This window comes from Aeromonas bestiarum, from assembly GCF_028751155.1.
Taxonomy (GTDB): Bacteria; Pseudomonadota; Gammaproteobacteria; order Enterobacterales; family Aeromonadaceae; genus Aeromonas; species Aeromonas bestiarum.
In genome coordinates this window covers 3178029-3198062 of sequence record NZ_CP064746.1, presented here as the reverse complement: position 1 = coordinate 3198062, position 20034 = coordinate 3178029, and the positions used below count along the sequence as shown (strand labels likewise).

The window sequence follows — 20034 nt, the reverse complement described above, 5'->3', positions numbered from 1 at the left end:
CCGCACTCTGGAATAAAAAAGGCGCCTTGGCGCCTTTTTTGATCTGCTTTTCTGTTGAGCCGCCGTCAACTCGCTTCTAGCGGCAAAGCGCTGTCACATCCCGTGCAGCCGCTCGTTTTCCACCACCTCGACGCCACTCTCCTGCTGGCCGAGCACTATCATGGCATGGGCCACCTGCCCGGCCTCGATGGCGCGCCAGCGGCGCAACTTGCCAACCAGCAGGGGGCGCAGCAACGGATAGACAGCCTGGAAACACTGCTCCGACAGGCGCGGTGGCTGGCGATTGCCGAGCAGCATGGCGGGACGCACTATGGCGAGCCTTGGCCAGGCTTGCGCCAGCAATGCCTGTTCCATCTGCCCCTTGGTGCGGGGATAGAGGGCCGGCGAGCCTGGGTTGGCCCCCAGACTCGAGACGACGATCAGACGTTGGCAGCCGTGGCGGCGAGCGAGTGCCGCGAAGGCCAGCACATAGTCGTGATCGACCCGGCGAAACGCTTCGTCGGACCCCGCCTGCTTGCGGGTGGTGCCGAGGCAGCAGAAGGCGATGTCGATGGGGCCGGGCAGCGAAACCTCGTCGAGGCGTTCGAAGTCGGCCGGCAGCCAGTGATGTTGGGGCCGGGGATCACCTGCCTTGCGACAGAGCAGGGTCAGTGAGTGGGCAGGGTCGAGCTGACGGAGCAGCTCCCGGCCGATCAGCCCGCTGGCCCCGGCGATCAGGATCTGGCTCATGCGTGCCTCCCAAGTTCAACGAGGGCCGCCAAGATCTTGCCAGCGAGCCGTCTGTGGGTATGGGGATTCTTGGGCTGGTGCATGGAGGCTTCCTCGCTAAGATGGGATGGCGGTGGCCAAATAAAACAAAACCGGCGCGGGGCCGGTTTTGTGAATGCGATCAGAGCGGGGTGTGGAAGGCCGCTGGCAATGGGAAGTCGCCGGTGACCGTGGCCAATCTGTCGTTGGCAAAGGTCAGGGTGAGCTCCTTGCGCTCCTTCTCGCCGCGACCCGGCTGGAATTCATAGAGGTAATACCAGGTGTTCGGGTCAAAGCCATCGCGCAGCATGGCGGAACCCAGCACGAACTCGACCTGTTCGCGGGTCATGCCCTGGCGCAGTTTGTCGACCTGTTTTTGTTCCACATAGTTGCCCTGGGGAATATCGATGCGATAGACCAGGCTGCAACCGGACAGGGTGAGGGCGGTCAGGGCCGCGGCAATCAGGTGTTTCATCCGCATATCGAGTTCAGATCATCCATTCAAGTCTTTTTAAGCTCGGCAAATCATACCGGCTCCCTCTACGGAAGTAAAAAGCCATTGATCCATCAGCCAATAAAAAGGGCCGCCATGCGACCCTTTCTGCCTGCTGGCGGTTTACATGGCGGCGCGGAAGATGGCGACTATCTCCTCGTGGCTCGCCTGTTTCGGGTTGGTGAAGCCGCAGGCATCTTTCAGGGCGTTGCTGGCCAGGATGTCGAAGTCGTCGGCCTTGACGCCGAGCTGCTCCAGACCGGCCGGGATCTTCACGTCCAGCGCCAGCTGCTTGATGGCAGCGATGGCGGCAGCTGCGCCCTGTTCGTCGTTCATGGCGGTCACGTTGACACCCATATGGCGGGCCACCTCTTTCAGGCGGGTGGCACTCACCTGGGCGTTGTAGGCCTGAACGTGGGGCAGCAGCACGGCGTTGCAGACCCCGTGGGGCAGGTCGTAGAAGCCGCCCAGCTGGTGCGCCATGGCATGCACATAACCCAGGCTTGCGTTGTTGAAGGCCATGCCGGCCAGGAACTGGGCGTAGGCCATCTGCTCGCGGGCGTGCAGGTCATCGCCCTGATTGACGGCTGTACGCAGGTGCCTGGCGATGAGCTGGATTGCCATGATGGCGCTGGCATCGGTCACCGGGGTGGCGATGGTGGAGACATAAGCCTCGATGGCGTGGGTCAGGGCATCCATGCCGGTGGCGGCGGTGAGGCCGGCCGGCTTGGCCAGCATCAGCTCGGGATCGTTGACCGACATCAGCGGGGTGACGTGCTTGTCTATGATGGCCATCTTCACCTGGCGAGCCTCGTCTGTGATGATGCAGAAGCGGGTCATCTCGGAGGCGGTGCCGGCTGTGGTGTTGATGGCGATGAGCGGCAACTGCGGCTTGGCGGAGCGATCCACCCCTTCGTAATCCTGGATGTTGCCGCCGTTGGCAGCCACCAGGGCTATGCCTTTGGCGCAGTCGTGGGGCGAGCCGCCCCCCAGCGAGATGACGCAGTCGCAGCCGTTGGCCTTGATCATCCCCAGACCCGCTTCGACGTTGGTCATGGTGGGGTTGGGCCGGGTTTCATCGAAAACCACGCTTTCAATGCCATGTTCTGCCAAGAGGGTGGTGAGCCTGGCGACCACGCCGATCTGGCCCAGGATCTTGTCGGTGACGATCAGCGCCTTGCGATAGCCATAACCCTGGATATCGGCTGCCGCTTCTTGCAGGCAGCCAGCTCCCATCAGGTTGATTGCGGGAATGTAGAACTTGAATGTCGCCATGATGGACTCCGTATTATTAGCCATTAAGTGGTATACGGGCGCCAACATAGCATCGTCAGTGGGGATGAAAAGGGGTCAAGGGTATCCTGTTTGCAACTTTATGGACTCGATCACGTACCGATAAACCGGGGCGTGACAGGGATTGACAAGGCCGGAGACCACTCCTTTGGAAGAAAAACGTTTTTCAAGAAATTCATAAAGTTAGCAAACGTTTTGCACGGGATTTGTCACTGTCAATGCGTGGAAGTGTGAGGAGCTTCAAGGAATTGGAAAGCGCTTTCGACCATAGTTGGCGCCTCCCCAGAGAGGGGGGTAAAGGCTTGAAAGTATCATAAAGAATCATCTTAACTTGCGCCCTGACCATGCTGGCAGGGGGCAACCAGGAGTCCACTATGTCTGATGTATTTCACTTGGGTTTGAAGAAAGCGGATCTGCAAGGCGCCACCTTGGCGATCGTCCCCGGTGACCCCGAGCGTGTAAAGCGTATCGCAGAGCTGTTGGATAACCCGGTGCACCTGGCCAGCCATCGTGAGTTCACTACCTGGCGCGGCGAGATGGACGGCAAGGCCGTGATCATCTGCTCTACCGGTATCGGTGGCCCGTCCACCTCCATCGCGGTAGAAGAGCTGGCCCAGCTGGGCATCCGCACCTTCCTGCGTATCGGCACCACTGGCGCCATCCAGCCGCACCTGAACGTGGGCGACGTGATCGTCACTACAGGTTCCGTGCGCCTCGACGGTGCCAGCCTGCACTTCGCGCCCATGGAGTTCCCGGCTGTTGCCGACTTCGACTGCACAACAGCGCTGGTCAACACTGCCAAAGAGATGGGCTCCAAGCTGCACATCGGTGTGACTGCCTCTTCCGATACCTTCTACCCGGGTCAGGAGCGTTACGACACCGTATCCGGCCGCGTAGTGAGCCGTTTCCAGGGTTCCATGAAAGAGTGGCAAGCCATGGGCGTGCTGAACTATGAGATGGAATCTGCCACCCTGCTGACCATGTGCACCAGCCAGGGCCTGCGTGCCGGTATGGTAGCCGGCGTTATCGTCAACCGTACCCAGCAGGAAATCCCGAACGCCGAAACCATGGCGAGAACCGAATCTGATGCCATCAAGATCGTGCTGGGCGCCGCCCGCAAGCTGATCTGATAGCCACACCGAGTGGGGGGTGGGGGCCGTTGCGAAAGCACGGCCCCTATCTTTTATCTGCCGTTTGCCTCGTTTTTCCCCTGTTGCGCCTCTGTTGTTCCCTTCGCCTGTTATCACACCACAGCTTGATGCCGCGTCTCGCTAGAAGGGGCTGGCACATCTGACCGCCATCGGTTCACCGCTCACAGGATGCCGCAAATCCAGCTCGCTGGCATGCAGCATCAGCCGCGGCGCCTGCTCTGTGCCTGGCAACGCAAGACCGCCGTAGAGATCGCAGCCCAGTATGGGGTGGCCCAGCAGCTGGCTGTGGATCCGCAGCTGATGGGTGCGGCCGGTTTCCGGCACCAGCCGCACGCGCGTTAATGGTACGGCCTGACCTTGCATCTGCTGCGCCAGCCGCTCAATGACCCGATAGCGGGAGCGGGCGGGCTTGCCGCTGGCGGCGCAGATGGTCATCAGCGGGAAGAGAGCCGGATCCTTGGCGATGGGGGCATCGATCACCCCCTCATCGTCGACCAGATGGCCGCACAGCAGGGCGCTGTAGGCCTTGCTCACCGCCCGCTGGCTGAATTGCTGACAGAGCAGGGCGTTGATGGCCTTGTTTCTGGCCACCACCATGATGCCAGAAGTGCCAAAATCGAGGCGGTGCACCAGGGTGCAGCCGGGATAGTCCTGCACCAGCCGGTAATGGACAGAGTCGAGGTTCTGCGGGTTCTTGCCCGACAGGCTGAGCAGGCCGCTCGGCTTGTTGATGAGCAACAGGTGCTCATCCTCAAACAGGATCTCGATGGCAGCCGCGCAGGGCGGGGCGATGAAGGTATCGACGATGACGGACATAGGGCACACGGGCTGGAAACGGGGGGCGATCATACTCGAACCGGCTGCGCGGGGCGAATCGGCTGCTTGCGCCGTGTGATGGGAGGGGGTCATTCGTTCAACCGCTTGATAACGCAATGGTTTGAAACGCGAGAAGGGCGCCGTTTTGTGACCCCTTCCCGAGTTCATCCGGGGTTTGCTTGTTAAGGTATGGCTCCCTGTCATGTTGTAAGGAGTCTGTCCATGGCGTTGCCCGTTATTCTCGATTGTGATCCCGGCCACGATGATGCCATCGCCCTCATACTGGCGCTGGCCAGTCACGAGCTCAAGGTGCTGGCGGTCACCACCAGCGCGGGCAACCAGACGCCGGACAAGACCCTCAACAATGCCCTGCGCATCCTGACCCTGCTCGGCCGTGACGACATCCCGGTGGCGGCGGGGGCACCCAAACCGCTAATGCGCGAGCTCATCATAGCCGACAACGTCCACGGCGAGTCGGGCCTCGATGGCCCCAAGCTGCCGGATCCCGCCTTTGCCCCGCAAGCCATGACGGGCCTCGAGTTGATGGCCAAATGCCTGCACGAGAGCCCGGAACCTGTGACGCTGGTGCCGACCGGGCCGCTCACCAATATCGCCCTGCTGCTGGCGGCCCATCCTGAGTTGAAATCCAGGATTGCCCGCATCGTGCTGATGGGCGGCGCGGCGGGGGCGGGCAATTGGACCCCGGCGGCGGAATTCAATATTTATGTGGACCCGGAAGCGGCCGATATGGTGTTCAAGTCCGGCATCCCCATCACTATGTGCGGGCTGGATGTGACCCACGAGGCCCAGGTGATGGACGAGGACATAGCGCGGGTGCGCGCCATCGCCAATCCGGTGGCCCAGTGCGTGGCCGGCTTGCTCGACTTCTTCATGATCTACCACAGGGATCCCAAGTGGGGATTTGCTGGCGCGCCGCTGCACGACCCCTGTACCATTGCCTGGTTGCTGGCCCCCGAGCTGTTCCACGGGGTCGAGTGTCGGGTCGATATCGAAACCAGTGGCACCCATACCACCGGCATGACGGTGGTGGATCGCTATGGCCTGACCGGCAAAACGGCCAATGCGCTGGTGCTGCTGGGACTGGATCGTTCGGGCTTCATCGACCTGCTGGTCGAGCGACTGCGGGCGTTTGGCTGACCGCCATTGCACTATTGAGAGAAGGGACGGGAAATGTACAAAGCGTCGCTGGCACTGCTGGCCGGGTTGCAACTGACGGCCTGCTCCACGCCGTTTGAATCTATGTGGCAGGGGCTGGCGACCTGCGAGCTCGATGATCTCTATCTCGACAGCGAGACCGGCGAGCCGGCCCACCCTCAGCTCAAACACTTCACCCCTTACAAGGTGACGGACGGGTTTGCCTGGTACAAGACCCGCCAGGAGCTGCATGGCCTGCCCATCAGCGGCTTTCTCATCCCCTCGTCCACCTTCGAGGTGCACGCCCTGTTCGTGGACACCCCCATCGCCAATGCGCGAAGGCTGACCCACAACGCCTATGGCAGCGAGTTTTCCGACGAGCAGAAGCACAACGAGGGACTGGCCCCCTTGCTGCTGCGCGACCCCAACAACCCCAAGCGATCCATCATAGACTGCACCCAGGGTGAGACCCAGGAGCCGCTGCCGGAAGAGCCCTTCCCGGAATAAGCCTCCCGCCATCTCCAGAGCCTTGGCCGTCCTTCCGACATAAAAAAGCAGGGGCCAGCCTCATCGGCTGGCCCCTCTATTTCATGGCGATAATGCGGTAGTAACGTTCGCATCATTTCGCCCTGTGAGGTTATTTCCTCCCCTTAACCAGGTAGCCGATAAAGCAAAGAAATAGGCCCATGCCTGACCACAGGCCGAAGGCAAATAACTTGGCTACTGTTTCGCCGAATGCTTCGGAGGCCAAGAGTATGATCCCGCATATAGCACGGCATGTGCCACTGCCATTCGGTAGGGGTTGCTGTCCGATGAGAATGCTCGAGCCGTAGAACATGGCAAACACACCAGACAGGATCAGAACCATTCCCATTGGTTTGGCGCTGAGCTTATGGTCAGGGCTTAAGCGTTTTTCCATGTGCTCTTTTAGTACCTGCGTCAGAGCAAGGAGAAGTGCCACAAAGCCAAGTAAAACGACAATGACTGTGAAGTTTGGTATAGGCACAGCAATGAGAGCCGCAAGAGTAATACCCCCTGCGGCAAGAATCACAAGCTGCAAAATGATGCGTATAGCCTTCATTGGTGCGCCCTGGGATTGACTGGGAGAGCCCCCGTTAGTAGGGACATATCGGATTCACCCTCAGGATCAGGGGTAGCTCAGCGTCTCTTTGATAAGCGGCAGTTGCGCCTTAATCCATGTCGGGTTGATCGGCCCCCAGTCGCTGATGCGGTAGTGTCCCTGCAGGTGGCGCGCCCCCTCGGTCTGCTCGAAGGCGCAGCTGATATCGAGCTCGGCCAGGGCGCTTAGCGTGTCCTGGGCCGTGCGTCTGGGCATGCCGGTGGCGGCCATGATGGCCGGGATTGTGTCTGTGCCCTGACTTATCAGCCAGGCCACGTAGAGTCGTCGGTAGAAGCTGGTGCGAGTCTTGCTCGGCTCTGTCATATCTCGTCCTCGAGCCGGTCGAAGTAGCGCCAGGTCGCCAGCGCGGCCTTGCCCATCACCAGTGCCCAGAGGCCGAACCAGAACCAGCGGAAGAAGCTCCAGGTGGAGGCGTCAGGCTGAGTGCTCTCGATCTTGGTGACGTTGGGGAACATGGAGAACATGTTCACGCGCCAGCCGTAGGAGGTGATGATGGCCAGACGCTTCTCGAACTCCATGGACTTGGCCTTGGCCTGCACGTCGGCAGCATTGAACTTGAAGTAGAAGGGCCAGCCCCACTCTGTGTCCTCGTTGCGAAACACGCGGATCTTCTCGCCGGGCCGCTCGGTATAGATGTAGTAGACGTCTGTGGTGGGACCGTCGGCCGGGTTTTTCTGGCTGATGGGGCCATCCTTGTCGGTGCGTTTCACCTCGACGCCCGTGATGGTGGCTATGGTGTGTTCCGGCAGATAGAAGTCGAGCCAGATGGCGGAGACGAGGGCGATGAGGCCCAGGCCGATGAAGGCCGGTTTCTTGAATTTCAGCTTCATGGTGATCTCATGTGAGGGGGAGTGACGTGCCTCTACCATACTCACATTTGGTGGGGTAGCCCAGCCCCTAATGAGGCCACCTCATAAAAAAGACCGTTTAAAACAATAACAAGTCGGCAGCGCCATTAACACTAAGGCCCCGCGAGCGGAGCCTTCGTTTGACGTGATAGCGCAGCCATTACAACTGGAACTGGGCCAGCTGCTTGCGCTGCTGTTCGGCGAGCTGTGACAGTTCGTGACTGGCGGCGGCGCTCTGGCTGATGCCGGCCGCACTCTGGTTCACTATCTCGTGGATGTTGGTGATGTTGCGGTTGATGTCGGCGGTGACGCAGGACTGCTCCTCGGCGGCGGTGGCGACCTGGGCATTGGCACCGTTGATCTGGTTGACCGCCTCCGTGATGCCGCCGAGCAGCGCCTGTACTTCGCCGGAGAGCTGCTGGTTGTGCGCCAGTATGGAGAGGGTCTCCTGCATGCCGCTGTTGGCTGACAGGGACTGGCTCTGCAACTGCTCTATGATGGCCTGGATCTCCTTGGTGGAGTCCTGGGTACGGGCCGCCAGCAGGCGTACCTCGTCGGCCACCACCGCAAAGCCACGGCCGGTTTCACCGGCGCGAGCGGCCTCGATGGCGGCATTCAGCGCCAGCAGATTGGTCTGCTCCGAGATGCTCTGAATGACCTCGATCACCTTGCCGATCTGCTCGGACTGGGACTTGAGGCGTGCCACCACGGCGGCGGCGCTCTCCAGACTGCCCGCCATGCGGCTGTTGGCCTGGATGCTCTCGGCAAACAGCGCCAAGCCCTGCTCGACCCTGTCGTTGGCATCCCGCGCCAGTTCGTCGGCCAGGGCCGCGTTGTGGTTGACGTTGTCGGCCGTGCTGGCCAGCTCGGTCACGGCGGAGGCCACCTGTTCGGTTTCGCTGCGCTGCTGCTGGGCATTGGCCTCGGACTGGGTCATGACGGCGGCCAGCTCGGTGGCGGCGGAGGCCACGTTGCCGCTGATGCCAGTCAGGGTATGCAGTGTGCTGCCCAGCTGGGTCAGGGTCTGGTTGATGTCCCTGGCCAGCTGGCTCAGCTCGTTGTCGCCCTCGGCGGCGGCCCGAACGTTGAAGCGGCCCTGGGCGACGGCGCGCATCACCTCCTGCAGCTGGCCTATGGGGCGCACTATCCGGCCGGACAACCACCAGCCGCCGAGCAGGGCCGCGATCAGGGTAGCGCTCATCAACAGCAGGGTACGCAGCAGGGTGGCGTGGTAGTGCGCCTCCTCCTCGGCGATTTCGGCCTGGATCAGCTGGTTGACGTGGGCCGACATGGTATCTATCTGCTTGATCAGCTGTTCACCCAGCTCGCGAAAGCGCAGCCTGGACTGCTCGTAGGCGGCGGGATCGCCAGCCCCCTGATATTTCTGGGCCAGCAGCGGCAGCATGTTGTTGCGGGTGTGGCCGAGATAGGCTTGCAGGGCGGCGGCCACCTGGCTGTTGTCCTGCTCGGCGCCGGCGATCGCCAGTCGGGCCAGGATGGCCCCTATCTCCTGCTCGGCCGCCGTCAGATCGCTCGGCAACTGGGCGAAGCGCTGCTGATCGTAGAGGCCATAGATGGCGTTGGTACGCATCCGGTAGGTGGCGTGGATCAGGGTGGCTATGTCGTCCTTGTGACGAGTCACGCTGGCTGTGGTCTGGTTCATGTCCGCAATGGCGCCGTCTATCTCCTGCTTGCTGATCCCGGCCATGAGGATCATCAACAGGCTGGCGAGCAGAAGCGGTATGAGAACTTGAAAACGGATAGACAGGTTATTCAATGACATGAAAGGTCCTAACCCAAAAGAGGAGTGAGGCGGCATCTTACACAGACGCGACAAAGGTTGTCACAGGGTTTTTATGGCTGAAATCGTGCTGAACGAAAAGGTTTTTCTTGTGTGAAAAGAGTGTGATAGGCAAGATCACAAGCCTGTTACCATGGAGGTGTCGCGTGTCCGACTGGATTGATCCCGCTATTCTGGCGCTGTTTATTCCCACGTTTTTCTTTGTCTCCGTCACCCCCGGCATGTGCATGACCCTGGCGATGACCCTCGGCATGAGCCTGGGGGTGCGCCGCACCCTGCACATGATGTGGGGGGAGCTCATCGGGGTGGGGCTGGTCTCAGTGCTGTCGGTGATCGGGGTGGCGGCCGTCATGCTCAACTACCCGGCGCTCTTCTCCGCCTTCAAATACGTGGGTGGCGCCTACCTCATCTGGCTCGGCATCCAGATGTGGCAGGCCAAAGGCAAGATGGCCATACCGGCGGATCTCTCGGCCGGGCAGGAGACGCGCCCCCTGGGGCTGGCCATGCAGGGCTTCGTTACCGCCATCGCCAACCCCAAGGGCTGGGCCTTCATGGTCTCCCTGCTGCCCCCCTTCATCAATGCGGCCAAGCCGATGGCCCCCCAGATCAGCGCCCTGGTGGCGCTGATCCTGGTCATAGAGTTCTCCTGCCTGCTGCTCTACGCCAGCGGTGGCCGCACCCTGCGCCACTTCCTTGCCAAGAGCGGCAACGTCACCCTGATGAACCGGATCGCCGGCTCCCTGATGTTTGGCGTCGGTGTCTGGCTGGCACTGGGTTGATATGAGGCCCCTCTTGTAGAGACTGCGGCGCAGACATCGCCCGAGACGGAAATGAAGCAGCCCCGGCAGTGCCGGGGCTGCTTCATTTGGTGGGCAAGGGCCCTGTCAGGTGGGGAACGGGTACATTTGCTTACATTTTTTTTGTTTTCAATCGGCGACTATTTCATCAGTCTCGAATGGCATTAGATGCATGTGCTTTACATGTGATGATGATCCGGGCAATCCAAGTTTTATATTTTTTGGTCAAGGATGGTAATGGATGATGAAGTTAATAGGCGCCGCGTTACTCACTTTTTCGGGTGTGGCAGCGGCCGACAATGGAAAAAACCTGGATTTTTACAATATAGAGGAACAGCAACTCGTTGACATGTTTGCTCAGCATCAGGGCGGCACCCCAGGCCAGTCAATAAAGGATTTCTCCCGCCTGTTTCTGGAGAATCCCTATGTTGCCAATCGGCTGGTGGGGTCGAGTGATACACAAGAGAAACTGGTGGTGGATTTTGGTGAGCTGGATTGCTTCACCTATCTGGATTACGTTGAGTCACTGCGGCACTCAACGAGTGTGCATAATTTCATTGAGAACGTCATGTACACTCGTTACGTAAATGGTGAAGTCAACTATCTGACTAGAAAGCACTTTTTCTCTGACTGGGTACATGGTGGCAATAAGGTCAGCGACGTGACCCATCTGGTGGGAAATTATGTCGTGACGGCCCCTAAAATACTGAATCAGAAAGAGGATGGTGGCCACTATATTCCCGGGCTGGGAGTGAAGAACCGCGACATCAGCTATATTCCGGGTGATCGCGTGGATGAAGATACCTTGAGTCTGTTGGAGGATGGCGATTATATCGGCATCTATACCAATATTGCCGGTCTGGATGTGACCCATACCGGCATCTTCATTCGCGGTGAGAATGGCCCCGTCCTGCGCAATGCCTCGTCTGTCTCGACGAATATGAAGGTGGTGGATTCGCCCTTCCTTGAATATGTGAAGAACAAGCCGGGCATCCTGGTTTACCGGGCCACGGATGACAATGGCCAGTCGTGATAGGGCCGGGCATGAGGACGGCGTTTTAACCTGTTGGCAACGACGGGTGTGAACATACGGGCTTGGTGAGCCGGCTCTCTTCCTGCTGTGACAACAACATAAAAACCCCCGGCCAGTGCCGGGGGTTTTTATGTTGTGGGGGAGGGGGATTGAAGCGAGCCACCGTATTCTGCTGCACCCTGCACCCTGCACCCTGCACCCTGCACCCTGTTCCCCCCTGCCGCCCTTGTCCGCAGCTCGGACTTGTGGCGCCCGTCTCGCAGTGGTGTCGGGCCCGGGGAGTTATGGGGCGTTGAAGCGCCTGACCCAGGGGTTGGCGCTGATGCCGTGCAGTATGACGCTGAGGATGATGGTGCAGAGCACTGTGGCTATGATGGGCTTTTGTCCCAGCAGGGCGGGCTCGTGCTGCAGCACCATGACGGCGAACACTATGCTGGCCAGCCCCCTTGGTCCGAACCAGCCGATAAAGAGCTTGAGCTCAGGTTTGAGGCCCGTGCCCAGCAGGCTCAGCCAGACCGGCAGCATGCGCAGCAGGGTGAGGCTGGCGGCGGCATAGAGCCAGTATTGCCAGTGCAGCAGCTCCGGCAGCATGGGCATCAGGGTGGCGCCGAACACCATCCAGATCACCACTGAGAGCAGATCTCCATACCCCTCGCAGCTGTCCATGTAGGCGTGTTTGTGCTCCCCCAGCCGGCGGCCGATCAAGAGGCCGCCCACGAAGGCGGCGATGAAGCCGCTGCCCCCCAGGGTCTGGGCCAGCGCGAAGCAGAGCAGAGCCAGCCCCGGCATGGTGAGCTGACGCCAGAGTGGCAACTGCCAGCCATTGAGGTAGGAGGTCTTGATCAGACGAATGGTGAGGCCGGCGAGCACCAGGGCCACCAGCAGGCCTATGCCTATCTCTTCCAGCAGCAAGGTGACCGCCAGCATGCCGGTGCCGGCGTGTTGTTCTGTGGGGGCTATGAGGGCGAGCAGCAGCAAGAGCACGGGCACGCAGATGCCGTCGTTGAGGCCGCTCTCCTGGTTGAGCCCTTCCCGGATGGGGGCGGGCACGGCCGGGTTGCTGACCACCGCCTTGCCGAGCGCCGCATCTGTGGGGGCGAGTATGGTGGAGAGGATGGCCATCTCCAGCAGCGGCAAGTCGGGGTAGAGCCAGAGGCCGAACAGGGTGCCGCCGATCAGGGTCAGCGGCAGGCCGATGAGCAGCAGCCGCATGGGCAGGGCGCGGTGGGCCGCCAGCACCTGCCAGTTGGTGTTGGCCGCATCGCTGAACAGCACTATGACCAGGGTCAGCTCCGCCAGCAGCTTGATGCCGTCGCTGTTGATGGAGAGGGAGAGCAGACCCAGTCCACCGGATCCCAGCAGCCAGCCCATCAGCAGAAACAGCAGCGGGCCGTTGACCAGCTTTGATTCGAATCGGCCCGCGATCAGGCTGTAGATCAGCAGGAAGGCGGCGAGCACCGCCAGGTTCTGGTAAATCAGGGATGCGTCCATGCAATCTCCTCAAGGCCCCGGGGGCCGCGTCAGTCAGTCAGGCAATCTGGATCGAACACATATTCACCGGCCAGCCAGCGCATGATTTCGTGCACGCAGGCCTGATCCTGGAACGGCAGGTAACGGGTCTTGAGGTGGATGATCTGCTCCGGGGTGAGCTGGGCCAGCCCTATGTCCTGAAACAGCGGCAGGTCGGCCTGGATCATGGCGGAGATCTGCGGGCCGCAGGTGGCGTTGAGGGAGGCGTGCAGCGCCTTGTCCGGATCGTACTGCTTGCCGAGCTTGTAGCTCATGGGCAGGGTGGCCAGCGGCAACACGGAGAGTGCAGCCTGTTTCATGGGGTTGACCGCGTGGCCCGCCACCAGTTCTGCCAGCTCGGCGGGGCGGTTCTCGAAGGCGCGCAGGTGCAGGAAGCTGCTGGCCTTGCTGCCGTCGTTGACCGGGTAGTTGTCCCACAGGAAGGGCTTGCGGTGCAGCCAGTCGGCGACTTGCCTGAGGTGCGGGGCCGGGTACTCGCCGGAGCAGACTTTGGGGCCGGTCCAGAAGATGTCGATGCGCCGATCCAGCCCCTGGCCCAGATCGGTCAGATAGTGGGGCGGCATGGCGCCGAACACCTTCTCCAGCACGGGATCCGTCGAGTAGTAGCTGGGACAGAACAGCAAGCGGCTGGCGCGGGTGTGGGCCGCTATGTCGTGGGCCATGGTGAGCTGCCAGTGGGCGAGATCCGGGGTATCCCCCTTCATGTCGTCAAACAGCACCGCCAGTATATCGGGCTGGAGTGCCTCGTCGATGAGCCGCACCTTCTCCAGCAGGGCCGGGCGCTTGCGGGCATAGTCGTGATGGGCGCCCATGGGGCTCAGGCCTATGCCGAAGGCGAGGCCGTTTTCACGGCACTGACGGGCCAGCTGGCGCAGGGCTTCGAGCTGGGCCGCAGGCCAGGGCTGGGTCCAGTGCTTGCGCAGATAGCCGTCTTCTTTCGGGGCATAGATATAGAAGCCATAACCGTGGCGTGGCAGCCACTGGGCGTAGCGGGCGCGGGCTTCCCAGCTCCAGCCCTTGCCGAAGAATCCCTCTATCAATCCCAGCTGGGGCGAAGGGGGTTGCAGGCCAGACAACAGGGTTTGGTAAGGCATAGATAACTCCCTTCTCGCTGAGGACGGGTCGGACGAGCGGCGTCAGACCGGGTCTTCTTCCTGAAAGCGCACCCCTATCTTGCGGGGTTCACCCTCTTCCATTTCGGCCACGGTCCAGATCAGGCCCTGCCATTCAAAGTGGTCGCCGACCACCAGATTATCGCCCAACTGGTTGGCAATAAAATGGCCAAGTGTCTGATCCGCCATCTCGCTCACATCCAGCCCGTAGAGCGGGGCCAGATCCACCAGATTGGCGGCGGCTTCCAGCAGGAAGTCGCCAAAGAAGCGGGGGCCCAGATCCTGCTCAGGAGCCTGGCTGAACAGCTGGCCGAGGGCGGGCAGATCCCGTTCGTGGCCGATGACGCAGAGGATGTCATCGGACTGCAGGCAGGTACTGCCCGAGGGGTGCAGCAGCTCCTGATCCCGGAACAGGGCGCAGATGCGGGTCCCCCTGGGCATGCGCAGATCCCGCAGGGGCGAGCCTATGCACCACTTCTCGGCGCTGAGGCGATAGACGAAGGTCTCCCACTGGCTGTCGAGATCTATCTCTAGCCCGGAACGGTTGATGGGCGACGGCGGTGCCGGCACTTCCACCCGCGCCAGCTTTGAGGCCAGCGGCAGCGAGCTGCCCTGCAATATGAGGGAGACCAGCACCACGAAGAAGGCCACATTGAAGTAGAGCTGGGCGTTGGGCAGCCCCGCCATCATGGGGAAGACCGCCAGTATGATGGGTACTGCGCCGCGCAGGCCGACCCAGGAGATGAACCAGCGCTCGCGGGGGGCGAAGTTCTTGAACGGCAGCAGGCCAATCCAGACCGAGACGGGGCGGGCGAACAGTATCATCCACATGGCCAGCGCCAGCGCCGGCAGGGCGATGGGCAGCAGGTTGCTCGGGGTGGCCAGCAGTCCCAGCACCAGGAACATGCCGATCTGGCTGAGCCAGGTCAGGCCATCCAGCACCGACAAGGTGGTGCTGCGGCTGCGCAGGGAGAGGTTGCCGAGCAGGAGGCCGGTGAGATAGATGGCGAGAATGCCGCTGCCCCCTACGGCTGTCGTGAGGGCGAAGATCAGCAGGCCGCCGCTGACGGTGAGCAGCGGATAGAGGCCGGGGGCCAGCCTGGCGCTGTTGATGAGGCGCCACAGCAGCCAGCCGCCGCCAAGACCTATGCCGGCGCCCAGGCCAAACTGCTTGCCCAGCTGCAACAGCAGGAAGCCCCAGTCCAGCCCTTGCTGCTGGGTGGCGAGGATCTCAATCAGGGTCACGGTGAGAAACACCGCCATGGGGTCGTTGCTGCCCGACTCTATCTCAAGAGTGGCGCTGACCCGCTCGTTCAGGCTGCGCCCGCCGAGCAGGGAGAAGACGGCCGCGGCGTCGGTGGAGCCGACGATGGCGCCGATCAGCATGCCCTGCATCAGGCTGAGATCGAACAGCCAGGCGGCGATGAGGCCGGTCAGGCCCGTGGTGATGGCCACCCCCACGGTCGCCAGCGAGAGTGCCGGCCAGAGCGCCACCCGAAACGAGGAGACCCGGGTGCGCATGCCGCCATCGAGCAATATGATGGCGAGCGCCAGGTTGCCCACCAGATAGGCGACCGAGTAGTCAGCGAAGTGAATGCCGCCCGGGCCATCTTCCCCGGCCAGCATGCCGACGGCGAGGAAGATCACCAGAATGGGGATGCCGAGACGAGAGGAGAGCGCGCTCAACAGGACACTGGCTCCCACCAACAAGGCCGCGATTAAAAAGAAACTGTTGATGGTGACGGCATCCAATGGCGAACTCCTTCTGTCAAAATGCAAATCAGGCACATTATATGCAGTTTGTTGGGCGCCGTGTGGCTTAATTGTGCATTAATTTGCAGTTTTTTACATTTTCGGTGCGCGGGTGGCGGGAGCATTTACGCCGAAAACAGCGGGGGGCAAGTGAAGAAAAGAGCCGCTTAATGTGAATCGGTTCACACAATCGACACGGCCTGAGGGCGGCCTGCCGGCCATGTACCCCACAAGCAGCAGGGGCGCCACAATGGCGCCCCTGGCGGGCTGGGAGGGCGGTCAGTCGTCCTCGTCGTCTTTGACTTCCCGGATCTTGTCCTTGTAGTTGGGCAGCTGTTTCTCAAGCTGTTTCATGTCCTTGATGGCATTGAGAAACAGGCCGAGCAGGAACAACAGCGGCAGGCCTATCCATAACCACAGACTCATGAGCTTTTCCTTTCATCGAGACAAAGGGTGACATCATAACTGACCAGGAGTTCGTCGAGCCGGGTCAGCATGGTCAATTTTCCTGCAATATGCCCCGTCTTCATGAGTGATTCCTCGCGTCGGGACAGGGGGTGACGTCATAACTTACCAGGAGCTCGTCGAGCCGGATCAACATGGTCAATTTTCCTTCAATATGTCCCGTCTTCATGAGTGATTCCTCGTGTCGGGACAGAGGGTGACGTCATAACTGACCAGGAGCTCGTCGAGCCGGATCAGCATGGTCAATTTTCCTGCAATATGCCCCATCTTCATGAGTGATTCCTCGCGTCGGGACAGAGGGTGACATAACGGGCCAGGATCTCGTCAAGCTGGGCCAGTATGGTCGACTTGCCTTCAATATCCGCCTGTTGCAGGCAAAGCGCCAGCGCATCCGGATCCAGCCGCTGTTCGCGGGACTCCAGCGCGAAGCTGATATGCCAGGGTTCGTAGGCGACGCCGCTCTCGGCCCCCGCCGGTTTGGCATAAGGCAGGAAGAAGCCGAAGTCGTTCATGTGATCCTCAAGCCAGTTGCCCAGATCGGCAAACCAGCCGCCCTCCTCATACTCCCAGGGTTCCAGCGCCAGCTTGGTGCCTGCAGGCAGGCAGTCGGGATCATAGATGTCCAGATCCGTGCCCCAGTGATGACGACTGGTGCCGGGCAGGGCGCTCCAGCGCAGGATGGCGTGCAGCCGTTCTGTGTCGCTCAGTTGCAGGGCATCCAGCGGCTGGTTGTTGGCATCCAGCAGGGGCCGCTCGCCACGCCACTTGCCATTCCAGATGGCGAGCTGACGGTCGAACCCGCGCCAGCTGGAGGCCGCCTGCAGATTGTGCCCCTCATGGGCGGCGGCCACCTGCATGTCGTTGAAGGCCGCGGCTGTGGCCGCGGTCAGACGATGGGGCCCGCGCCCCACCAGGATGAGGTGGTGCTCGTCTCGCCCCAGCAATTGATCCTGTGTCATGCCCATCCCGAATCCTGTGTGTTGTTGAGCGAAATACCCGCAAGCCTGCGCTGGATAGGCGTCATGCCAGCAACCGATCCAGTATGCCCTGGTACATGTCCGCCAGCAGATCCAGATCGTCCGCCTTCACGCACTCGTTCACCTTGTGGATGGTGGCGTTGACCGGGCCCAGCTCGATCACCTCGGCGCCGGTGGGGGCGATAAAGCGCCCGTCGGAGGTGCCGCCGGTGGTGAGCAGGGCCGGTTGCTGGCCATTGACCTGTTCGATGGCCGCGACGGCGGCATCGAGCAGATCGCCGGTGTCGGTCAGGAAGGGCTGGCCGGAGAGGGTCCAGTCGAGCTGGTAATCCAGCCCGTGTCTGTCCAGCAGCGCCTCGACCCGCTCGCGAATATCCATGTCGGTCAGCTGGGTGCTGAAACGGAAGTTGAACTGAACCTGCAGCTCGCCGGGAATGACGTTGGAGGCGCCTGTGCCCCCCTGAATGTTGGCAATCTGGAAGCTGGTGGGCGGGAAGTAGGCGTTGCCCTGATCCCATACCGTCGCCGCCAGCTCGGTCAGCGCCGGCGCCGCCTTGTGGATGGGGTTGTCCGCCAGATGGGGATAGGCGACGTGGCCTTGTACCCCGCGCACCAGCAGATCGCCGGTGATGGAGCCGCGTCGGCCGTTCTTCACCACGTCTCCCACCACGGCGGTGGAGGAGGGCTCGCCGACGATGCACCAGCGGATCTTCTCGTGGCGTGCCTCCAGGGTATCTATCACCCGGGTGGTGCCGTTGATGAAGGGGCCCTCTTCATCCGAGGTGATGAGAAAGGCGATGGATCCCTTGTGGTCCGGATTGGCCGCGACGAAACGCTCGGTGGCCACCACCATGGATGCCAGCGACCCCTTCATGTCGGCGGCGCCGCGACCGTAGAGCACGCCATCCTGTATGGTCGGCTCGAACGGCGGCGTGTGCCATTTGTCCAGCGGCCCGGCGGGTACCACGTCTGTGTGGCCGGCGAAGCAGAACAGGGGGCCTTCGCTGCCACGGCGGGCCCAGAGGTTGGTGGTGTCTTCAAACACCATGGGTTCGATGAGGAAACCCAGGCGTGCGAGGCGCTCCGCCATCAGGGTCTGGCACCCTTCATCGAGCGGGGTGACTGAGGGGCGGCGGATCAGATCCTTGGCCAGTGCGATGACATCCGACATCGGCGTTCCTTAACAGAAAAGTTTAACGAGAGAAGAGGGATTGGTAGTGATCGGCTTTAAAACCCAGGGTCAGTTCGCCGTCCCGCTCGAGCAAGGGGCGCTTGATCATGGCCGGGTGTTCCAGCAGCAGGGCGCGGGCCTTTGCGGTGTCCAGCCCCTGTTTGGCCTCATCCGGCAGGGCGCGGAAGGTGGTGCCACGGCTGTTGAGCAAGGCTTCCCAGCCAAGCTTTGCCAGCCAGCTGTCCAGCGCGGCGGGATCCAGCCCATCGGCGCGATGGTCGTGAAAACGGTAGTCGATGCCGGCCTCATCCAGCCACTTGCGGGCTTTCTTGATGGTGTCGCAGTTTTTGATGCCATAGAGGGTGGTGGCCATGGGGAGTCCTTGTCTGCGGGCGCGGGCCCTTGGAGCTGAAACGTGAAATCGGCAACTTGAGATCTGAACGCGACATCAAGCAAAGACCCGATTCTGGCATTGTGACTATCCCATGGCAACGGCGGAGCCGCACCTTGGGTGATTTTCCAAAGGCGAACGGGCAACAGGAAGGGGGCGGGGGAGAAAAGAGCCCGGCGCCTGGGGCGCCGGCGGGATCAAAGCTCGCGCTGGGATTGGCACCAGAGGTGCAGCTCGGACTCGAACCAGTTGAGCATGGCGTGGTTGTCGTCGCGGCGATGGCGGATCAGGCTCACTTCAAAGGTCGGCAGGGCGAAGCGGGTCTCGTACTCCACCAGATCCAGCAGCGGCATCAGCGGTCGCAACACCCTGGCGGGGGAGGTCAGCAGCAGGGGCGCGTAGGGCAGGATGAAGGGCGCAGCCAGAAAGCTTTGCACTATCAAGGGGGTATGCCGGGTCATACCGTGGGCGGCCAGCAAGTCGTCGACTATGCCCCCTTCGCTGCCACGGGGGGCGACCAGCAGGTGCTGGGCCTTGGCGAAGGATTCGATGCAGAGCACCTGGCCCTGGAACGGGTGGCTGCGGTGGGCGGTGCAGATCAGCTTGTCTTCAAACAGCGGGATGCGACGAAAACGGCCGGGCACCTCGTCCTGCTTGCTGATCACCATGCTGATCACCCCCTCGTCGAGCTGACGCTCGTAGTCCGCATTGAGGGGCACCATGTGGATGCGCAGGTTGGGTGCCTGCTGCTGCAGGCGCGCCAGCAGGCTCGGCATCATCACGTACTCCACATAGGTGTGGGCACCGATGCGCAGGACGCCCTCGAACTTGCCCGGATCGAGCTGCTCCGGCTGGCTGAAGGTCTGCTCTATGTCGTGCAGTATCTCCCGCAGCGGCAGCAGCAGCGCCTGTGCCCTGGCGGTGGGTTCCATGCCCTGGGGCGTGCGGATCAGCAAGGGATCGTCATAGAGCAGCCGCAGGCGAGCCAGGGCGCGACTGACGGCCGGCTGGCTCATGGCGAGCCGCTCGGCGGCCTTGGTGGTGTTGCGTTCCTCCAGCAGCGCCTTGAGCACCACCAGCAGGTTGAGGTCTACGCCTCGTAAATTCATTCTGTGCATAATGGAATACTAATAAATCATTTCCTTAAGCAGGGCCTTCACTTTAGTCTCATTCCCCGTCGATGGTCAGCATGAAGCTTGGATAAATCAGCGATTTATACAAACCCATGTTGTCCTGTTACCTCTTTCGCGTGGTGCCGGGGGTGGCAAGATTCGACAGCCTGAACTCTTTACTCTGGTCATCCAGAGCGTTGCTTGCTTAGTACCCGCCTTCGAGGCGGGTTTTTTTTGCCTGCGGTTCAG

The 20034-nt window shown here is 61.4% G+C and carries 21 protein-coding genes; 5 read left to right on the top strand and 16 right to left on the bottom strand.

Annotation, left to right across the window (positions count from 1 at the left end):
* Positions 1-93 precede the first annotated feature (93 nt).
* The 3 genes from IU367_RS14765 to yiaY form a co-directional block, all read right to left on the bottom strand.
* Positions 94-729, bottom strand: a complete 636-nt coding sequence (locus IU367_RS14765) for an NAD(P)H-binding protein (protein WP_274452289.1) — start codon at positions 727-729, stop codon at positions 94-96.
* 160 nt (positions 730-889) lie between these two features.
* Positions 890-1228, bottom strand: coding sequence for an outer membrane protein assembly factor BamE (locus IU367_RS14760; RefSeq protein ID WP_011705347.1), 339 nt, complete (start codon positions 1226-1228; stop codon positions 890-892).
* A gap of 135 nt (positions 1229-1363) precedes the next feature.
* Positions 1364-2515, bottom strand: coding sequence for an L-threonine dehydrogenase (gene yiaY / locus IU367_RS14755; protein WP_274452288.1), 1152 nt, complete (start codon positions 2513-2515; stop codon positions 1364-1366).
* Positions 2516-2907: 392 nt separating this feature from the next.
* On the opposite strand from yiaY, the gene udp reads away from it, so the two are divergent.
* Entirely contained in the window at positions 2908-3663 is a 756-nt protein-coding gene (gene udp, locus IU367_RS14750) for a uridine phosphorylase (protein WP_043138232.1), read from the top strand.
* A gap of 141 nt (positions 3664-3804) precedes the next feature.
* Here the strand turns inward: udp and IU367_RS14745 are convergent, their stop codons facing one another.
* Positions 3805-4533 carry an RluA family pseudouridine synthase gene (locus IU367_RS14745; RefSeq protein ID WP_274452287.1) on the bottom strand — a complete coding sequence of 243 codons (729 nt, stop codon included), beginning with the start codon at positions 4531-4533 and terminating at the stop codon, positions 3805-3807.
* A 189-nt stretch (positions 4534-4722) separates the two neighbouring features.
* Here IU367_RS14745 and rihA point away from each other — a divergent pair, with 189 nt between their 5' ends.
* Positions 4723-5658, top strand: coding sequence for a pyrimidine-specific ribonucleoside hydrolase RihA (gene rihA, locus IU367_RS14740; RefSeq protein WP_274452286.1), 936 nt, complete (start codon positions 4723-4725; stop codon positions 5656-5658).
* A gap of 33 nt (positions 5659-5691) precedes the next feature.
* A complete protein-coding gene (locus tag IU367_RS14735) occupies positions 5692-6162 on the top strand; it encodes a hypothetical protein (RefSeq protein ID WP_274452285.1) in 471 nt (156 codons plus the stop codon).
* Between the two features lie 130 nt (positions 6163-6292).
* Here IU367_RS14735 and IU367_RS14730 read toward each other — a convergent pair whose 3' ends face one another.
* The 4 genes from IU367_RS14730 to IU367_RS14715 form a co-directional block, all read right to left on the bottom strand.
* Positions 6293-6736 (bottom strand): hypothetical protein, encoded by a 444-nt coding sequence (locus tag IU367_RS14730; RefSeq protein WP_274452284.1) that lies wholly within the window; start codon positions 6734-6736, stop codon positions 6293-6295.
* Positions 6737-6802: 66 nt separating this feature from the next.
* A complete protein-coding gene (locus tag IU367_RS14725; RefSeq protein WP_274452283.1) occupies positions 6803-7099 on the bottom strand; it encodes a winged helix-turn-helix domain-containing protein in 297 nt (98 codons plus the stop codon).
* Positions 7096-7626: a DUF1523 family protein gene (locus IU367_RS14720; RefSeq protein WP_043140986.1), complete on the bottom strand. Its 531-nt coding sequence runs from the start codon at positions 7624-7626 to the stop codon at positions 7096-7098. Before IU367_RS14720 ends, IU367_RS14725 begins: the two co-directional genes overlap by 4 nt.
* 178 nt (positions 7627-7804) lie before the next feature.
* Positions 7805-9427, bottom strand: a complete 1623-nt coding sequence (locus IU367_RS14715; RefSeq protein ID WP_098984543.1) for a methyl-accepting chemotaxis protein — start codon at positions 9425-9427, stop codon at positions 7805-7807.
* Between the two features lie 164 nt (positions 9428-9591).
* Between IU367_RS14715 and IU367_RS14710 the strand changes: the two genes are divergently transcribed.
* On the top strand, positions 9592-10224 hold the full coding sequence (locus IU367_RS14710; protein WP_043557625.1) for a LysE family translocator: 633 nt from the start codon (positions 9592-9594) through the stop codon (positions 10222-10224).
* Positions 10225-10483: 259 nt separating this feature from the next.
* Positions 10484-11275 carry a DUF1460 domain-containing protein gene (locus tag IU367_RS14705; RefSeq protein ID WP_274452282.1) on the top strand — a complete coding sequence of 264 codons (792 nt, stop codon included), beginning with the start codon at positions 10484-10486 and terminating at the stop codon, positions 11273-11275.
* A 282-nt stretch (positions 11276-11557) separates the two neighbouring features.
* Here IU367_RS14705 and IU367_RS14700 read toward each other — a convergent pair whose 3' ends face one another.
* The 8 genes from IU367_RS14700 to IU367_RS14665 form a co-directional block, all read right to left on the bottom strand.
* A complete protein-coding gene (locus IU367_RS14700) occupies positions 11558-12766 on the bottom strand; it encodes a cation:proton antiporter (RefSeq protein WP_043140977.1) in 1209 nt (402 codons plus the stop codon).
* Positions 12767-12795: 29 nt separating this feature from the next.
* Positions 12796-13899 carry a beta-N-acetylglucosaminidase domain-containing protein gene (locus IU367_RS14695; RefSeq protein WP_098984540.1) on the bottom strand — a complete coding sequence of 368 codons (1104 nt, stop codon included), beginning with the start codon at positions 13897-13899 and terminating at the stop codon, positions 12796-12798.
* A 42-nt stretch (positions 13900-13941) separates the two neighbouring features.
* A complete protein-coding gene (locus tag IU367_RS14690) occupies positions 13942-15669 on the bottom strand; it encodes a potassium/proton antiporter (RefSeq protein ID WP_103471962.1) in 1728 nt (575 codons plus the stop codon).
* 279 nt (positions 15670-15948) lie between these two features.
* Positions 15949-16095 carry a hypothetical protein gene (locus tag IU367_RS14685; protein WP_098984538.1) on the bottom strand — a complete coding sequence of 49 codons (147 nt, stop codon included), beginning with the start codon at positions 16093-16095 and terminating at the stop codon, positions 15949-15951.
* 308 nt (positions 16096-16403) lie between these two features.
* Positions 16404-17093 (bottom strand): M15 family metallopeptidase, encoded by a 690-nt coding sequence (locus IU367_RS14680; protein WP_241278326.1) that lies wholly within the window; start codon positions 17091-17093, stop codon positions 16404-16406.
* 61 nt (positions 17094-17154) lie between these two features.
* On the bottom strand, positions 17155-18282 hold the full coding sequence (gene dapE, locus IU367_RS14675) for a succinyl-diaminopimelate desuccinylase (RefSeq protein WP_274452281.1): 1128 nt from the start codon (positions 18280-18282) through the stop codon (positions 17155-17157).
* Positions 18283-18304: 22 nt separating this feature from the next.
* Positions 18305-18655, bottom strand: a complete 351-nt coding sequence (locus tag IU367_RS14670; RefSeq protein WP_043140968.1) for an ArsC family reductase — start codon at positions 18653-18655, stop codon at positions 18305-18307.
* Positions 18656-18870: 215 nt separating this feature from the next.
* Complete coding sequence (locus IU367_RS14665; RefSeq protein ID WP_043140966.1) at positions 18871-19782, bottom strand: LysR family transcriptional regulator; 912 nt, start codon at positions 19780-19782, stop codon at positions 18871-18873.
* Between the last annotated feature and the right edge of the window lie 252 nt (positions 19783-20034).

Excerpts from the sequence above, each read along its gene's own strand:
- IU367_RS14765 (WP_274452289.1), bottom strand. The coding sequence starts at position 729 with ATGAGCCAGATCCTGATCGCCGGGGCCAGCGGGCTGATCGGCCGGGAG.
- IU367_RS14760 (WP_011705347.1), bottom strand. The coding sequence starts at position 1,228 with ATGCGGATGAAACACCTGATTGCCGCGGCCCTGACCGCCCTCACCCTG.
- yiaY (WP_274452288.1), bottom strand. The coding sequence starts at position 2,515 with ATGGCGACATTCAAGTTCTACATTCCCGCAATCAACCTGATGGGAGCT.
- udp (WP_043138232.1), top strand. The coding sequence starts at position 2,908 with ATGTCTGATGTATTTCACTTGGGTTTGAAGAAAGCGGATCTGCAAGGC.
- IU367_RS14745 (WP_274452287.1), bottom strand. The coding sequence starts at position 4,533 with ATGATCGCCCCCCGTTTCCAGCCCGTGTGCCCTATGTCCGTCATCGTC.
- rihA (WP_274452286.1), top strand. The coding sequence starts at position 4,723 with ATGGCGTTGCCCGTTATTCTCGATTGTGATCCCGGCCACGATGATGCC.
- IU367_RS14735 (WP_274452285.1), top strand. The coding sequence starts at position 5,692 with ATGTACAAAGCGTCGCTGGCACTGCTGGCCGGGTTGCAACTGACGGCC.
- IU367_RS14730 (WP_274452284.1), bottom strand. The coding sequence starts at position 6,736 with ATGAAGGCTATACGCATCATTTTGCAGCTTGTGATTCTTGCCGCAGGG.
- IU367_RS14725 (WP_274452283.1), bottom strand. The coding sequence starts at position 7,099 with ATGACAGAGCCGAGCAAGACTCGCACCAGCTTCTACCGACGACTCTAC.
- IU367_RS14720 (WP_043140986.1), bottom strand. The coding sequence starts at position 7,626 with ATGAAGCTGAAATTCAAGAAACCGGCCTTCATCGGCCTGGGCCTCATC.
- IU367_RS14715 (WP_098984543.1), bottom strand. The coding sequence starts at position 9,427 with ATGTCATTGAATAACCTGTCTATCCGTTTTCAAGTTCTCATACCGCTT.
- IU367_RS14705 (WP_274452282.1), top strand. The coding sequence starts at position 10,484 with ATGATGAAGTTAATAGGCGCCGCGTTACTCACTTTTTCGGGTGTGGCA.
- IU367_RS14700 (WP_043140977.1), bottom strand. The coding sequence starts at position 12,766 with ATGGACGCATCCCTGATTTACCAGAACCTGGCGGTGCTCGCCGCCTTC.
- IU367_RS14695 (WP_098984540.1), bottom strand. The coding sequence starts at position 13,899 with ATGCCTTACCAAACCCTGTTGTCTGGCCTGCAACCCCCTTCGCCCCAG.
- IU367_RS14685 (WP_098984538.1), bottom strand. The coding sequence starts at position 16,095 with ATGAGTCTGTGGTTATGGATAGGCCTGCCGCTGTTGTTCCTGCTCGGC.
- IU367_RS14680 (WP_241278326.1), bottom strand. The coding sequence starts at position 17,093 with ATGACACAGGATCAATTGCTGGGGCGAGACGAGCACCACCTCATCCTG.
- dapE (WP_274452281.1), bottom strand. The coding sequence starts at position 18,282 with ATGTCGGATGTCATCGCACTGGCCAAGGATCTGATCCGCCGCCCCTCA.
- IU367_RS14670 (WP_043140968.1), bottom strand. The coding sequence starts at position 18,655 with ATGGCCACCACCCTCTATGGCATCAAAAACTGCGACACCATCAAGAAA.
- IU367_RS14665 (WP_043140966.1), bottom strand. The coding sequence starts at position 19,782 with ATGAATTTACGAGGCGTAGACCTCAACCTGCTGGTGGTGCTCAAGGCG.